Genomic DNA, 15252 nt, shown 5'->3' with positions numbered 1-15252 from the left:
GCTGTCTGTGGGCCAGTATGCGCAGCAAGCAACCGGCCAGGGAATCACGCGGCCGGGGTAACCCGATAGGGGTAGATCCATGACCGTTTCGTTTGATGACATCACCTGGCACCGCGCCGTCGGGCAACTGATCGACGCGCTGGACAAGCCGAATTTCTGGGCGCAACTGGTGCGCCTGCTCGACCAGTACGTGGCGTTCGATAGTTGGGTGGTGCTGCTGTTCAGTGCCGATCAGCACCCGCAGGTGTTCGCCGAATGCCCCGGCGAGGACGGCAGTCCCGACCCGCTGTTTCAGGATTATCTGCGCGGGTTGTACCTGCTCGACCCGTTCTACATCGCCTGCCGCGAGCAGTCGCGCACCGGGTTGTACCGCCTGTCCGAGGTGGCGCCGGAGCATTTCGAGCTGACCGAGTATTACCAGCGATACTTTCGTCTGAATGTGGTCGCCGACGAAATCCAGTTCAATTGCCAACTCGAAGGCGAGCGCACGTTGTGCCTGTCGCTGGGCAGTGAAAAACGTTTCACTGGCGAACAGATCGCTTTGCTGTCTTTGATCCAGCCGTGGGTGCTGGGCCTGTTGCGTCAGCGCCTGCCGTACGAGATCAACCAGACCGTGGCCCTCGCTACCGCGCCTGCACCCGCTGACTGGCGGGTGCAACTGGAAGCCTCGGTGCAACAACTCAAGGGTGCGCAACTGACCGCCCGGGAGCTGGATGTCGGGCGTTTGATGCTCAGCGGTTGCTCCAGTAAAGAAATCGCCCGTAAGCTGGAAATCTCCGTAGAAACCGTGAAAGTCCATAAGAAACACATGTACAGCAAGCTGGGGATCAAATCCCAGTCGGAGCTGTTTTCGATTTTTCTCCAGGCGCAGAACGCCTGATAACGCGTGGAAATGCTTTCCTGTGTCGATAGATTCTCTGTGGTGAGGGGATTCATCCCCGATGGGCTGCGCAGCAGCCCCAAGTCTATGCATGCGGTCTTTCAGTTAAACCGCAGTGAATGGTTTTGGGGCGGCTTCGCCACCCATCGGGGATAAATCCCCTCACCACAATAAATCTCTTCAACAGGCCCGCCTGCTGCCACAGGTTTGCAAACCATTGAGTCCGAACCAAGGAAACCGTATGAGCCTGTCACTCCTGAGCCGCTACGCCTTCTTTGCCGTCTGCGTGATTTTCACCCTCGCCAGCCTGCCCTTTCTCGAACACGACTGGCTGTGGCCGATCACCGCCGTCACCGGCGTGCTGAGCCTGCTCGGTCTGTTCGACCTGCTGCAGAGCCCGCACGCGGTGCGCCGCAACTACCCGATCCTGGGCAACATCCGCTATCTGGTCGAAGGCATCCGCCCGGAGATCCGCCAGTACCTGCTGGAATCCGACAGCGACGCCCTGCCCTTCTCCCGCGCCCAGCGTTCGCTGGTGTACTCGCGGGCGAAAAATGAAAGCGCCGACAAACCCTTCGGCACGCTGATCGACGTGTATCAATCGGGCTTCGAATTCATCGGCCACTCGATGCGCCCGGCACCGTTGAGCGACCCCAACAGTTTCCGCGTCACCGTCGGCGGCCCGCAGTGCACCCAGCCGTATTCGGCCTCGGTGTTCAACATCTCGGCGATGAGCTTCGGCTCGCTCAGCGCCAACGCGATCCGCGCGCTGAATCAGGGCGCCAAGCTCGGCAACTTCGCCCACGACACCGGCGAAGGCAGCATCAGCCCGTATCACCGGGAACACGGCGGCGACCTGACCTGGGAACTGGGCAGCGGCTACTTCGGCTGCCGCACCAGCGACGGCCGTTTCGACCCGGAGCGCTTTGCCACCCAGGCGCAGAACCCGCAGGTGCGGATGATCGAAATCAAGATGAGCCAGGGCGCCAAACCGGGCCACGGCGGGATCTTGCCAAAACACAAGGTGACCCAGGAAATCGCCGACACCCGCGGCATCATGATGGGCGAAGACTGCATCTCGCCGTCACGCCACAGCGCGTTTTCCACGCCAATCGAAATGATGCATTTCATCCAGCAACTGCGTGAACTGTCCGGCGGTAAACCGGTGGGTTTCAAGTTCTGTCTCGGACATCCGTGGGAGTTCATGGGCATCGCCAAGGCCATGCTGGAAACCGGCATCCTGCCGGACTTCATCGTAGTCGACGGCAAGGAAGGCGGCACCGGTGCCGCACCGGTCGAATTCACCGACCACATCGGCGTGCCGATGCGCGAAGGCCTGCTGTTCGTGCACAACACCCTGGTCGGCCTGAACCTGCGCGACAAGATCAAACTCGGCGCCAGCGGCAAGATCGTCAGTGCCTTCGACATCGCCAGCGTGCTGGCCATCGGCGCCGACTGGGCCAACTCGGCGCGCGGCTTCATGTTCGCCATCGGCTGCATCCAGTCGCAAAGCTGCCACACCAACAAATGCCCGACCGGCGTCGCCACCCAGGACGCTCTGCGCCAACGCGCCCTCGTCGTCCCGGACAAGGCTCAGCGCGTCTACAACTTCCACCGCAACACGCTCAAGGCGCTGGCGGAAATGTTGGCGGCAGCCGGTCTTGAGCATCCGTCGCAACTGTCGGCCAAGCACCTGGTGCGCCGCATGTCGGCGACCGAGATCAAACTGTTCTCGCAGCTGCATGTGTTTCTGAAACCGGGGGAATTGCTCACGGGTGAGGTGAATGGCGAGTTCTATTCGCGGATGTGGCAGATGGCGCGAGCAGACAGCTTTGAGCCGCAGGAAGTGGCGGCAGCCTGAGCCTCGTCACCAACTGAGCAGGCGGTGGGGCGGCGGCTCTTTCATGACGATGAAACCGTAATCGCCAATCAGGTAAATCCGGTAATACAGGCTGTCCACCAGCGCTGGAAACCCCTGATAGCCGACGCGGGTGGCGTTGCGCCGTTCGCGTTCGGCGACCACGTTGGTAATGCCTGCTGACGGCAGATTTTCCGCGAGCATGAAGTAGTCGACGTTGAGCAAATACTTCAGAACCGGTAGCCGTTTGAATGAACCGGTCGCACTGGCCAGCCAGCGCTCGGAGTAGCTCACCGAGAGATAGATCCGCTTGGCTTCACGCAACTCGCGATGGGCGGCGATGTCGTGGCTCAGGCTGTACAGCGCGCTGTTGGCGAAGGTTTTCTGCAGGCTCAGCACCCGGCCATACGCGAAGGACAGCGAGAGAGTCGCCAGCAGCGCAATGATCAGCAGCAAGGGCAAGCGACGGTGCGCGGATGCCAACGCAACGTGAGACAGATAGAACAACCCCAGCAACAACACGCCGAACCCCATCAGGGTGCGCGCGCCCTCATTGAAGTCACGGAACAGCAGCGTGATCCCCGGCACCAGCAAGACCAGCACTGGCAGCGTCAGCAAGCACAGCAACAGGGTTGACCAACGGTTCTGGCGGTACTGAATCAGGCGCACACAGCCGGCGATCGCACACAACACCAGCGCAGCGAAAACCCACGGGTAGCCGCCGTGAAACAGCAGCGCGACTTTCTCCAGGAGCCGAGCGAAATTGATGCCGATCTGCAACAGCGGATCGGCGTCCAGGTTCAACAGATCCGTTTTTCGCAACGTTTCCATGAACGGGTACGCCGTGGCGCTGTAGATCAGGATGCCCAGGCCCGCTTGTGCGAGTTTCCAGCCCAGCATCCGCAGAATCTCCGGCCCCTGCGTTCGCCGCTGAACAGCCCTGATCAACTCGACACAACACAGCCCGAGAAACACATTGAAGCTGATCTGATAAAGACCGATTGCCAGCGCCAGCAACGCCGCAGGCACCAGCCAGCGCTGCACCCGCGATGAACCTTCGAATGTGATGGCGTAGATCGCCGCGACCATGCTCAGGGCCATGATCGGGCCGTCGTATTGATAGGACAGATTCTGCAGCAGGAACGGGTTATACCAGAGCGGCAACGGCACCAGACAGCAGGCCAGCGTCGGTTCTGCAAAGTAGTGAAAGGTCAGGCGCGTCAGGGCCAGGCTCATCGCTACGACGGCGAGCAACAGCGGCAACGGAAAGATGTTCGGCGCGGCGCCGGTGAACGTCAGCGCTTGATAAAACCAGTCGGCAAACAATCGCCCCTGCCCGGCCCAGGCATTGCCGGCGGCCAGCGTGCGCCAGTTGTCGTCGATGTAGGGGAAGTCGGCGAGGATCAGGGGCAGGACGTACAACGCGGTAGCCAGCAGGAAGAACAGCGCGACCTGACGCTGACTGAGTTCTCGTTGGAGAAATGCGCTCGTTCTCATGTGCGCGCCTCGGTTCACTGCCGCGCGGGATTGCTGAGTGATACAGGTTTGAGCCTTGCTTCTGGGTTTGTATCGCGCTTTCAGACCGGCGGTTACAGCTTCTGAAGCGCCCATGAAAAAAGCCCCGACCAATGGGCCGGGGCTTGTGTATCACCGTACTGTCGACTTACGAAACCGAACGCACCGCACCCTGCGTTTCACCGGTCGGCTGCAGCTTGAACACGTAGAACAACACAGTCAGCAGCACCAGGAACACCGGCCCCACATACAGCGCCACGCGGGTGTCCGGGAAGTACGCCATCAGGCCGACCACCAGCACCAGAAACGCCAGCGCGAAGTACGAGCTGACCGGGTACAACCACATCTTGTATTTCAGGCCGGCACGTTCGCTGGCGCTCAGGCCTTTGCGGAATTTCAGTTGCGCCAGCAGGATCATCACCCAGGTCCAGATCGCGCCGAAGGTGGCGATCGAGGTGACCCAGACGAAGACTTTCTCCGGCACCAGGTAGTTGAGCAGCACGCCGATCAGCAGCGCGAAAATCGACAGCAGCAATGCCCGACGCGGCACGCCGTTGGAGGTCTTGGCGAAACCGGCCGGGGCCTGGCCGTTCTGCGCCAGGCTGTAGAGCATGCGCCCGGTGCTGAAGATGCCGCCGTTGCACGACGACAGCGCCGCAGTGATCACCACGAAGTTGATGATGCCGGCGGCGGTCTTGATGCCCAGACGCTCGAAGGTCATCACGAACGGGCTGCCCTGGGTGCCGATTTCGTTCCACGGGTAGATCGACAGGATCACGAACAGCGCGCCGACGTAGAACAGCAGAATGCGCCAGAACACCGAGCCGATCGCATCGGGAATGGTCTTCTGCGGGTTCTTCGCTTCACCGGCGGTGAGGCCGATCATCTCGACACCGAGGTAGGCGAACATGACCATTTGCAGGGACATCAGCACACCGGTCACGCCGTTGGGCATGAAGCCGCCGTGGGCCCACAGGTTGGAAATCCCCAGCGCCACGCCGTCGTTGCCGAAACCGAAAGCAATGATGCCGACGCCGCCGATGACCATGGCGATGATGGTGACGATCTTGATCAGGGCGAACCAGAACTCGAATTCACCGAAGGCTTTTACCGCGATGAGGTTGATCGAGCCCATGCTGATCAGCGCCGCGAGGGCCCAGATCCAGCGCGGTACATCGGGGAACCAGATGCCCATGTACACGGCAACGGCGGTGATTTCCGCGACGCAGGTCACCAGCCACAGGAACCAGTAGTTCCAGCCGGTGAGAAAGCCCGCCAGCGGGCCGAGGTAGTCCTGGGCATAGCGGCTGAACGAGCCGGCCACCGGGTTGTGTACGGCCATTTCGCCGAGGGCGCGCATGATCACCAGGATCGCCAGGCCGCCGAGAATGTACGACAGCATGATCGCCGGGCCGGCCATTTCAATGGCCTTGGCCGAGCCGAGAAACAGGCCGACGCCGATACAGGCACCGAGTGCCATCAGGCGAATATGCCGTTCGCCGAGTTCGCGTTTAAGCGGGCCGCCGTGAGCGGTCTCGCCATGGGGCAGGTGATTGCCGACTGGCATAGGGATACAACCTCGTCTTGTTATTGGATATGACCACCGTGTGTCGAAGCCTCGACCGATAGGCCTCAGCTTCCCGACACCGCGCCTGCTTCGTGGGCAGACACGTCATGCAGGACCCTGCCTGCAAGATCAGCGGGGCGTGCAGTATAGAAAGCTTGCCACAGGGCTTTTCACTCTATAAGTGACAACATTCAGCTAGAAGTCTCGGCAAAAAGCCGCTTTGCGGAGAGATATTACCTGATATGCGTAGGAATATTCACCACAAAAAATCCCGGCGAGTATTGCACGATGATGGTGCACCGTCATGGCCCTGCTTTGGTGGTATTGAAGATTAAAGAGCTCTAAACCGGTACTCCTCAGTTCATATGGCCTATTGCGTTGAAAGCTTTCTGTGGTGAGGGGATTTATCCCCGATGGACTGCGCAGCAGGCCCAAGCTCTTAAAATGTGATCACCCTTGGTCAGGGCCGCTTCGCGCCCCATCGGGGATAAATCCCCTCGCCACACGTGACGTCAATATTCCCCGCCCCGCCTGAAAAACGAAAATTCCTACGGCATTTACAGACCCGGCTCAAGTAATCCGCCACTAGCCTTCAGGCCTTGATGACTGAACGCAGGGAGCGAACATGCCAGTCAAACCAAATACTTACCGTCTTCGTTTAGGCCGACATTCCGAAACAGACCGAGCCTATTTCGTTACTTCAGTTGTATATGACCGCCAACCCGTATTTTCCGACTGGCGCACAGGCCGATTATTGGTTACAGAGTTCCGCCACGCCCATGAACAAGGCTTAGTGGAGTCCATCGCCTGGGTGGTCATGCCTGATCACTTTCATTGGTTGATGCAGTTGAAAAGCGACAACCTTGGCACAGTCATTGGCGCGGTAAAGGCGCGCTGCACCCAAGCCGTTAACAGGAAAACCGGTCGGCGCGGTCGATTGTGGCAAACCGGTTTCCACGACCGCGCTATCCGTGATGGTGAGGACTTGAAACCATTCGCCCGGTACATCATCGCCAATCCGCTACGGGCGGGATTGGTAGAGCGGATTGGCGACTACCCGCTTTGGGACGCCTGCTGGCTCTAGGTCCATTACCTAAACTCAATCATGTCAATTCATCTGTGGTCAGGAGATTTGAATGTGGTGAGGGGACTTATCTGTGGCGAGGGGATTTATCCCCGATGGACTGCGCAGCAGGCCCAGCTATTAAAATGCGTAGCCCCTTGTTCAGGGGCCGCTTCGCGCCCCATCGGGGATAAATCCCCTCACCACAGATAAATCCCCTCACCACAGTTAACCTCCACTCAAAATAGCCAGCGACTCCAGTTTTGTTCAGATGGCTTCCCCGCACTTTTTTTTCCCCATCACCAACCACCGTCTAAGCTTCAGTCAAGTCCGATCAATCTGCGTGAATGGATCAATCGACTATGGGCGCTTTGTGGCAAACCGATTCGAGTAAAGCCGTGGTTCCGACTGAACGTGTGGATGAAGCGCCTGTCCCCCCAAAAAAACGCCGCAGCCGACATGGCTGGAAGGCGTTCTGGTTATTGCTGCTGATTATCGCCATCGTGGTGGGTCTGGCCGCGAGTAAGGAGATGCGTACCTCGCGTTTCCAGTCCCGGGAGCTGAGCCAGTACGCCGCCTCGCTCAAATATCAGTTGGAGCCCGGTCCCAGCGAAGCGATCCGCTATCCGGGCAACGGGCCGTTCGATCTGCGTCTGGGCTACAGCTCTCTCGATGAATTCCTGCCACGCCTGCTCAAGCGCAATTACGTGATCACCGAGCAGACACGATTTTCACCCGCGCTGCTGAGCTACACCGACAAGGGCCTGTTCGTGCCCTATTCGGAAAAGATCCAGGCCGGGCTGTCGATCACCGATTGCCGCGCTGCGCCGTTGTATCAGTACAAGTACCCGCAGCAGCTGTATTCGAGTTTTGCGGCGATTCCGCCGGTGGTGGTCAGCAGTTTGCTGTTCATCGAAAACCGCTTTCTGCTCGACCCCAAACAACCGCTGGCCAACCCGGCGGTGGACTGGCCGCGTTTCGGCATGGCCGCGTGGTCGCAGGTAGCGAAGTTGCTGCACCTGCCGGGGCAATCGGCGGGCGGCAGCACCCTGGCGACACAGCTGGAAAAGTACCGGCATTCGCCCGATGGCCTGACGGTGTCTGGCGCCGAGAAGATCCGCCAGATGATCTCCGCCAGCGTGCGCGCCTATCAACCCGGCCCCGAAACCCTCGGCGCACGGCAGAACATCATCCGCGACTACCTCAACAGCGTGCCGCTTTCCGCTGTACCGGGGCACGGTGAAGTACACGGCATGGCCGAAGGTTTGCGGGTTTGGTACGGCAGCGATTTCAACCAGGCCAATGCACAGCTGAACAGCCCGGCCACCGATGCGAAAACCATGGCCGACAAAGGCCTGGCCCTGCGCGAAATGCTCTCGCTGATGATCGCCCAGCGCCGCCCTTCGCATTACCTGACCAAAGGCCGCGAAGAACTCGCCGACCTCACCGACAGCCACTTGCGCCTGCTCAAACAGGGCGGCGTGATCGACAGCGCGCTGGCCGATGCCGCACTGGCGAGCAAGGTCACTTACCGCGACTGGCAGACCCAGCCGACCCTTCAGCCGATCGAAACCAACAAGGGCATCAGCGTCGCCCGCAGCCGTCTGGCGAGTATGCTCAACCGTCCGCTGTACGACCTTGATCGCCTCGACCTCTCAGCCACCAGCACCTTGCAGGGCGAGTTGCAGACCCAGGCCACCGATTACCTGAAAAAACTCGCCGACCCCACGTTTGCCGGGCAGATCGGCCTGATTGGCGAACGCCTGCTCACCCCCACCAGCACCACCCAGGTGCGCTACAGCTTCACCCTGTTCGAACTGACCCCGGACGGCTCGCGGGTGCGCGTGCAGACCGACAGCACCGACCAGCCGTTCGACATCAACGAAGGCAGCAAGCTGGAGCTCGGCTCGACGGCGAAGATGCGCGTGCTCACCACTTACCTGCAGATCATCTCCGAACTGCACGACAAGTACGGCGCCATGAGCGTGCCGGAACTGAAGAAGGTCGAAGTACCGGATCAGGACCGCCTCAGCCAGTGGGTGATCGATTACCTGATCCAGAACAAGGACCACGACCTGTCGAAAATGCTCGGCGCTGCGCTCGACCGCAAATATTCGGCCAGCCCCGGCGAGGCGTTTTTCACCGGTGGCGGCCTGCATGTGTTCCACAACTTTCGCAAGGAAGACAACGGCCGCCTGCCGACTCTGCGCGATGCGCTGCGCGAGTCGATCAACCTGCCATTCATTCGCCTGATGCGCGACGTGGTGCGCTACGTCACCTACTCCGGCCCCAACAGCAGCGCCGAACTGCTCAAAGACGACCGCGATCCGCGACGTCAGGAATACCTGGCCAATTTCGCTGACCGCGAAGGCACCTCGTTCCTGCTCAAGTTCTGGAAGAAGTACAAGAACAAGGACACCCAGGCGCGCCTCGACACCTTCCTCGACAGCATGCGCCCGACCCCGATCCGCATGGCCGCGGTGCATCGTTATCTGCTGCCCAATGCCAGTCAGGAAGACTTCAACAGCTTCGTGCGCGCCCACCTCAAAGGCGCCAAGCTCACCGAGAAACTCACCGACGATCGCCTGATCCGGTTGTACGACGCCTACGGCCCGGGCACCTACGATCTGCCGGATCAGGGCTTCATCGCCAAGGTCCATCCGCTGGACCTGTGGTTGATGGGCTATCTGCTGCACAACCCGGACGCCACCTTCAGCCAGGTGGTCAAGGCCAGCCAGTTCGAGCGCCAGGAAGTCTATAGCTGGCTGTTCAAGAGCAAGCACAAGGGCGCCCGTGACAGCCGCATCCGCACCATGCTCGAGATCGAAGCGTTCCTGGAAATCCACCAGCGCTGGCAGAAAGTCGGCTATCCGTTCGACCATCTGGTGCCGTCGCTGGCCACCGCCATCGGCAGCTCCGGCGATCGTCCTGCCGCGCTGGCCGAACTGATCGGCACCATCCTCAACGACGGCGTGCGCATGCCGACCCTGCGCATCGACAGCCTGCACTTTGCTGCAGACACCCCGTATGAAACGCGTCTGACCAACGACCCGCATGTGGGCAAACGGGTGATGCCATCGGAGGTCGCCACAGCGATGCGCGAGGCTCTTTCACAAGTGGTGGACTCGGGTACGGCGAAACGGGTGTCCGGCAGTTTCAAAACCGCCGACGGCACCCCGCTGGTGATGGGCGGCAAGACCGGCACCGGCGACAACCGCATCGAAGCCATCGGCTCCGGCGGGCGCATCCTCAGTTCGAAGTCGATCAACCGTACCGCGACCTTCGTGTTCTACATCGGCAACAACCACTTCGGCACGCTCACCGCGTTCGTCCCCGGACGCTCGGCGGAGAACTTCAAGTTCACCTCGGCACTGCCGGTGCAAGTGCTCAAGGGCATGGCGCCGATCCTTTCGCCATACCTGCAACCGGGCACGCACACGCTGTGCCAGGCGCCGGAGGTCACCGCCGCCCGGTAAGCCACGAAAGCAGCGTGGCGTGGTGGTAACTGTGTATTTTTCCCTCCGTGTTTTTCGAAGGCTCCGTACGCAACCCCGGCGCTTTCAACCGGGTATTTGCGCTTTTTTCGCCCACTGTCCTTGCCTAGGCTGATCGCTCCATTTTTGATCAAGGACGATCCAGCAATGCCCACCCTTTCCCCGCAGGGGCAACCGCCACGCACGGCGCCCCTCGTTTCACCGGATGTCAGTGTTCATTATCAGACGATCGAAAAAGCCATCCCGGCCTGGCTGCGCGCAAGCTCAGCAAAGCGGGTCAATGAATTGCAGCTGCACCGACTGAAACTGCCGGCCTGGTATCAAGAGGTATCGGACGCCGAACATCGGCGTCTGCAACAGCAGATGCAAAATGCCTGGAAAGCACAAAACGACGTGGACAAGGCCTTGAGCAGCCTGCAAGACGTCTACGCCTTCGCCAAACCGTTATTACAGCAGGCGTTGCGACAGCGCTTCGGCGTCGAGGACGACGTCGAGAACACCTGGCTGCGCCTGTACGCCCCCGTCAACAGCGCGTGGTGGGCCCATGACTTTGCCGGTGCAACCACCAGCCGGACCGTCTCGCTGCTCGACGCTGCATTGCATAATTTTTCCCGTGATGAAGCGTTCAGCCCGGCCTCGGAGTTCATTACCCGCCCCGATGCCAACGGCCACTTCACGGTCAGGCCGCTCAAGCACAAAGTGAGTATCGAGCAGTTCAAGTCACTGTGCCGCGAGCTGAATATCGGCGCCCGATACGAGCAGCATCTCAACGATTTTCTGCGCTCGGGCAACCGTGTCGCCCGCCAGGTTTTGCAATACCGGGTCATCTTCAGCCAGAAAAGTACATTGAGCGTCTGTGCCCAGCTGGCCCTGGCGAAAAAGGACATTGACCGCGACGCCTACGAGGTCATCCAGGGCATGCTCGATGATCGGCGCAACCTGCGCTGGCGCGGGCGAGCCATCAACTACTACAACCTCGCCATGATGGATACGGCGCTGACCGGTATCACCCTAATAGCCCCTGACGTGGACACCGCCAATACCCCGGTTCCGGTGATTGCCTATGTGCCCCATGACCCGGAACACCCGCTCAAACAATACCCCTCGGCGCTGGACTTCATGGCGGAACTGACGCGGCAACTGCGCGACCGCGACGCTGCCGGCAGCTATCAGCGGTTTTTCAGCCAGTTCGTCAACCATCAGCAACGCGGGCATTTTTTTGCAGGGTTGAACGCCCGCCTGAGCACCGTGAAATGGCACGCCGTACCGCCGGGAACCCACCTGCCCAGTTGGCGCGAAACGCCTGTGGATCACCCCGACCTGCGCTTTCGTCTGACGAAAGTCCAGGACGACCGCGATACCCGCTACACCGGCAGTCTCTGGGCTTACTTCCACCAGCAGAAGCTCAACAAGATTTTCAATGACGCCCGGGAGATCGCCATTTCCACCGAGTATGCCGACCGCATGGCCCGCTGGGCCTGGTGGGACAATCTGGGGAAAATCCTCTCGGATATTTTCAACGTGGCGCTGCTGGTGGTGACCCCGCTGGTGCCGGGGCTCGGCGAATTGATGCTGGCCTACACCACGTATCAACTGCTCGACGGCGTCTTTGAAGGCATCGTCGACATGGCCGAAGGGCACTTGGCCGAAGCGGGTGAGCAAGCCATCGGCGTGCTGCAAAGCATCGTCCAGCTCGGCGCCTTCGCCGCTGGCGCCAGCCTGGGACGTGTCGCACGGGTCAAGCTGTCGTCGTTTGTCGAAGGCCTGAAACCGGTGCAGTTGGCCGATGGCCAGACCCGCCTGTGGAATCCGGATCTGGCGCCCTATCGCCTGCCGGAACAGACCCTGCCGAGCCCGGCCCGCCCCGATGCGCACGGCGTTCATACGCTGGGGGACAAACACCTGTTGCGCCTGGATCAACACCTGTTCGAGGTGACCAAGGATCCGGCTTCCGGGAAACACCGCCTGCGCCATCCGCGACGTCCCCGGGCCTACGCACCGACGCTTGCACACAACGCCGACGGGGCCTGGGTCTGTGAAACGGAAAGCCCGCGTCTGTGGGACGGACCAAAACTGATGCGACGCATCGGCCATCGCACCGATGGTTTCAGCGACGCGCAACTGGAGCACATGCGCCTGCTGACCGGCACCGACGACGACATGCTGCGCCGCATGCATGTGGACAACACCCCGCCGCCGCCATTGCTCAGCGATACGCTGGATCGCCTCGGCCCGGCGCGGCCGGTGCAGCCCGACGCGCCACTGTCGCCGGCGGCCAGCCAGGTGCTGGTGGATTGTCCACAGTTGACGCCGGTTCTCGCCGAACGGGTGGTGTCTCATGCCCGGCCGCTGGAACAGCAGCAAGCCACGGCGCAACGTCGTTTGCCCTTGCGTTTGCGCACGACCGCCCGCGAGGTGCAGTTTGAATTGCAGTCCGTGCGCGCCGCCCAGGGTTTGCAGCAGGAAGCCCTGAGCAATATCGACAGCGAACGGCTGATCCTCGGCGCGCTGCGGCATTACAGCGATACTTTCGGGGCGCTGCGGATTGAAATCCGTGAAGGCACGTTCGATGGCGAGTTGCGCTGCGAAGCCGGTGCTGCGGTCGCCGAGCGCGTCCGGGTGCTGGTGCGGGTCGCTGCCGATCGCTATCAAGTGCGCGATGGCGCGGACCTGCCGATCCACCCTGCCAGTGGCCTGTACGAGGCAATCCTGCAGGCGATCAATCACGATGGCCGCAGTGCCCTGGGGTATCGAACCGACGACGTCGAACCGTTCAAGCAGTGGATCATCGCCAGAACCCAGGCCCCCAGCGAGCGGCGCACGCTACTCGCCAGTCCGCCGATCCGCCCGATCGCTGAATACAACACCCTGTTTCTGGTGCGCGGCCCGGGCCTGAGCCGCAATGCCGCCACGCTGGAGCAACGCATCCAGGATCTGCATCCGCATTTCAGCCCGAGCGAGGTCGAAGCGTTTGCCAATGCCCTGACCGAACGCGGCGAGCCGCTCAAGGCCATCGAGGCACATGAAGATGAACTCGATGAACTGCGGGTCATCGTCCATCGCTGGCGCTATCAGCAACCGGAGAGCTGGGGGCCGGGCAGTCAGGGGTTCCGTGACGGTGGCGGGCTGCATATCTACGAAAGTCTGCTGAACTGCTTCGAACGCAAGAACGCGCACCTGGGCAACCGCGCCGATCCGTCGGCCTATGCGCTGGACCTCTCGCGGGAACTGCTCTCCACGAATCTGGAAACCTGGTGGGCGAAGCGTCCACCGCTGAAGAAGTTTCTCGACAAGGTCACGCTGCTCAACCTCGACAACGCGCGGTTTTCCCCCGACGCCAACGGCCTGCTCAAAGACTTTCCGAACGTGGTCGAGCTGAGTGCCAAATACTGCGAGCTGACGCGCTTGCCGGACCGCATCGGGAGCACGATGCCCCGCCTCGAACGTCTGCGTCTGAACAACAACCACATTGTGCTGGACCGTGCCGCCGTGGAACGGCTAGGCAACCTGACCTACCTCGAAGTGCTGAGAATGGACGACAACCCGCTGGGGCTGTCGCCTGATCTGTCACGCATGCCGCGCCTCAAAGTGGTGGCGCTGAAGAACACCGGCCTGACCACCTGGCCGGACGGCATTCTGGCCAAGCCTCGGCCACGCGGTCTGCTGCTCGATCTGCGCGGCAACCCGCTGACGGTAATCCCCGACGTGCCGAGCGGTTCCGATGGGCAATGGCTGGTGGCGCGCACACGTCTGGACGTCGCGGCGCTGTCTGATCTCAACCAGTTGCGTTACCAGGACAGTCGCCGTTCGATGGCACTGCCACCGGAGCCGATCATGCCGGTCGCCATCCCGGGCACCTCGATCATCTCCAACTATGGCGCCGACTACTGGTCCGACGTGCCGGGCTGGGGCATTGATCGCGAAACACCGTGGACAGAGCTGGTGGAAGATCCCATGGCCGCACCGTTCATGGCGACGTTGCTCAGCGTGCGTGAGTTTGCCGATTTCCGCGCTGGCGGAACGGCGCGCGAGCAGTTGATGCAACGCGTCTGGCGCATGCTCGACGCCGTGCACGTCGACAGTCGCTTGCGCGAAAAACTGTTCACCATGGTGGTGGCGCCGGTGGACTGCGCCGATGCCGGTACGCAGCTGTTCAACCACATGGGGGTGAACGTGCTGGCCTACGAGGCGCATGCCTATTCGGTCGAGCCGAAGGAACTGGAACTGAAACTGGTGACGCTGGCCAAAGGCGCGGCGCGCCTGGAACAGGTCAACGAAATCGCCCGGGCCGATGTCGCCAGCCGTGGCGGCAATCCCGACGACGTGGAAGTTTATCTGGCCTACCAGACCGGCCTGGCCAAACGTCTCGGCTTGCCCTGGCAGTCCGAGGGCATGCTGTACCGGGCGGTGTCCGGCGTCACTGACGCGATGATCGATCAGGCCTGCGACACGGTACTGGCGCTGGGTGAAGGTGATGGCCTGGTCAACCAGATGCTTGAGCTCGACTTCTGGAAAGAGTATTTGAGCGAGCGCTATCCCGTGCGCCTGGAAAGCAACAAGCGTCTGTTCCAGCACCGCTACGAAGCCCTTGAATCGCTGCGCGAGATCCAGCGCCAGTGGGTGCAATCGACCGTGGCCGAGGAACGCGCAGCCTTGCGCGAACAGCTCAAGACGTTGATGAACGATCTGCCGGCGCCGGCAACCGTGGTGTTCAATGAAGAACCGATCAGCGACGCGCTGTTCGAGCGGCTGCTGGTCGATCTGGCGGATGACGAAAAAGAGCTCGCGCGTCGCCTGACCCGTGAAGCCCTGACCCGCGCCGGGCTTTGATAACGGCGTGCCGGCCTGCCCGTTGCACATCGGGCAGGCCGGGCC

Annotated in this window: 7 protein-coding genes; 5 read left to right on the top strand and 2 right to left on the bottom strand. The window is 61.3% G+C overall.

Annotated features, from left to right (window positions below; all coding sequences use genetic code 11):
- Positions 1–79: 79 nt before the first annotated feature.
- Both J1G18_RS15540 and J1G18_RS15535 read left to right on the top strand, forming a co-directional pair.
- A complete protein-coding gene (locus J1G18_RS15540) occupies positions 80–880 on the top strand; it encodes a helix-turn-helix transcriptional regulator (RefSeq protein ID WP_223008025.1) in 801 nt (266 codons plus the stop codon).
- Between the two features lie 241 nt (positions 881–1121).
- Positions 1122–2741, top strand: a complete 1620-nt coding sequence (locus tag J1G18_RS15535; protein ID WP_150368542.1) for an FMN-binding glutamate synthase family protein — start codon at positions 1122–1124, stop codon at positions 2739–2741.
- Positions 2742–2747: 6 nt separating this feature from the next.
- Here the strand turns inward: J1G18_RS15535 and J1G18_RS15530 are convergent, their stop codons facing one another.
- Complete coding sequence (locus tag J1G18_RS15530; protein ID WP_223008024.1) at positions 2748–4235, bottom strand: glucosyltransferase domain-containing protein; 1488 nt, start codon at positions 4233–4235, stop codon at positions 2748–2750.
- A gap of 166 nt (positions 4236–4401) precedes the next feature.
- Positions 4402–5820 (bottom strand): amino acid permease, encoded by a 1419-nt coding sequence (locus J1G18_RS15525; protein ID WP_027612097.1) that lies wholly within the window; start codon positions 5818–5820, stop codon positions 4402–4404.
- A gap of 625 nt (positions 5821–6445) precedes the next feature.
- Here J1G18_RS15525 and J1G18_RS15520 point away from each other — a divergent pair.
- From J1G18_RS15520 to J1G18_RS15510, 3 genes are all read left to right on the top strand, one after another.
- Positions 6446–6904: an REP-associated tyrosine transposase gene (locus tag J1G18_RS15520; RefSeq protein WP_098965430.1), complete on the top strand. Its 459-nt coding sequence runs from the start codon at positions 6446–6448 to the stop codon at positions 6902–6904.
- Positions 6905–7245: 341 nt separating this feature from the next.
- Positions 7246–10359, top strand: a complete 3114-nt coding sequence (locus J1G18_RS15515) for a transglycosylase domain-containing protein (RefSeq protein WP_098965432.1) — start codon at positions 7246–7248, stop codon at positions 10357–10359.
- A gap of 165 nt (positions 10360–10524) precedes the next feature.
- Complete coding sequence (locus J1G18_RS15510; RefSeq protein WP_223008023.1) at positions 10525–15207, top strand: NEL-type E3 ubiquitin ligase domain-containing protein; 4683 nt, start codon at positions 10525–10527, stop codon at positions 15205–15207.
- Positions 15208–15252: the final 45 nt, after the last annotated feature.

The sequence above is a fragment of the Pseudomonas sp. MIS38 genome (assembly GCF_019891575.1).
GTDB classification, from domain to species: domain Bacteria; phylum Pseudomonadota; class Gammaproteobacteria; order Pseudomonadales; family Pseudomonadaceae; genus Aquipseudomonas; species Aquipseudomonas putida_A.
The sequence above is the reverse complement of the archived record's forward strand: the minus strand, read 5'-3'. Positions and strand labels throughout refer to the sequence as shown.

What these genes read in the sequence shown, in the direction of transcription:
- J1G18_RS15540 (WP_223008025.1), top strand. Translation starts at nt 80, where the DNA reads ATGACCGTTTCGTTTGATGACATCACCTGGCACCGCGCCGTCGGGCAA.
- J1G18_RS15535 (WP_150368542.1), top strand. Translation starts at nt 1,122, where the DNA reads ATGAGCCTGTCACTCCTGAGCCGCTACGCCTTCTTTGCCGTCTGCGTG.
- J1G18_RS15530 (WP_223008024.1), bottom strand. Translation starts at nt 4,235, where the DNA reads ATGAGAACGAGCGCATTTCTCCAACGAGAACTCAGTCAGCGTCAGGTC.
- J1G18_RS15525 (WP_027612097.1), bottom strand. Translation starts at nt 5,820, where the DNA reads ATGCCAGTCGGCAATCACCTGCCCCATGGCGAGACCGCTCACGGCGGC.
- J1G18_RS15520 (WP_098965430.1), top strand. Translation starts at nt 6,446, where the DNA reads ATGCCAGTCAAACCAAATACTTACCGTCTTCGTTTAGGCCGACATTCC.
- J1G18_RS15515 (WP_098965432.1), top strand. Translation starts at nt 7,246, where the DNA reads ATGGGCGCTTTGTGGCAAACCGATTCGAGTAAAGCCGTGGTTCCGACT.
- J1G18_RS15510 (WP_223008023.1), top strand. Translation starts at nt 10,525, where the DNA reads ATGCCCACCCTTTCCCCGCAGGGGCAACCGCCACGCACGGCGCCCCTC.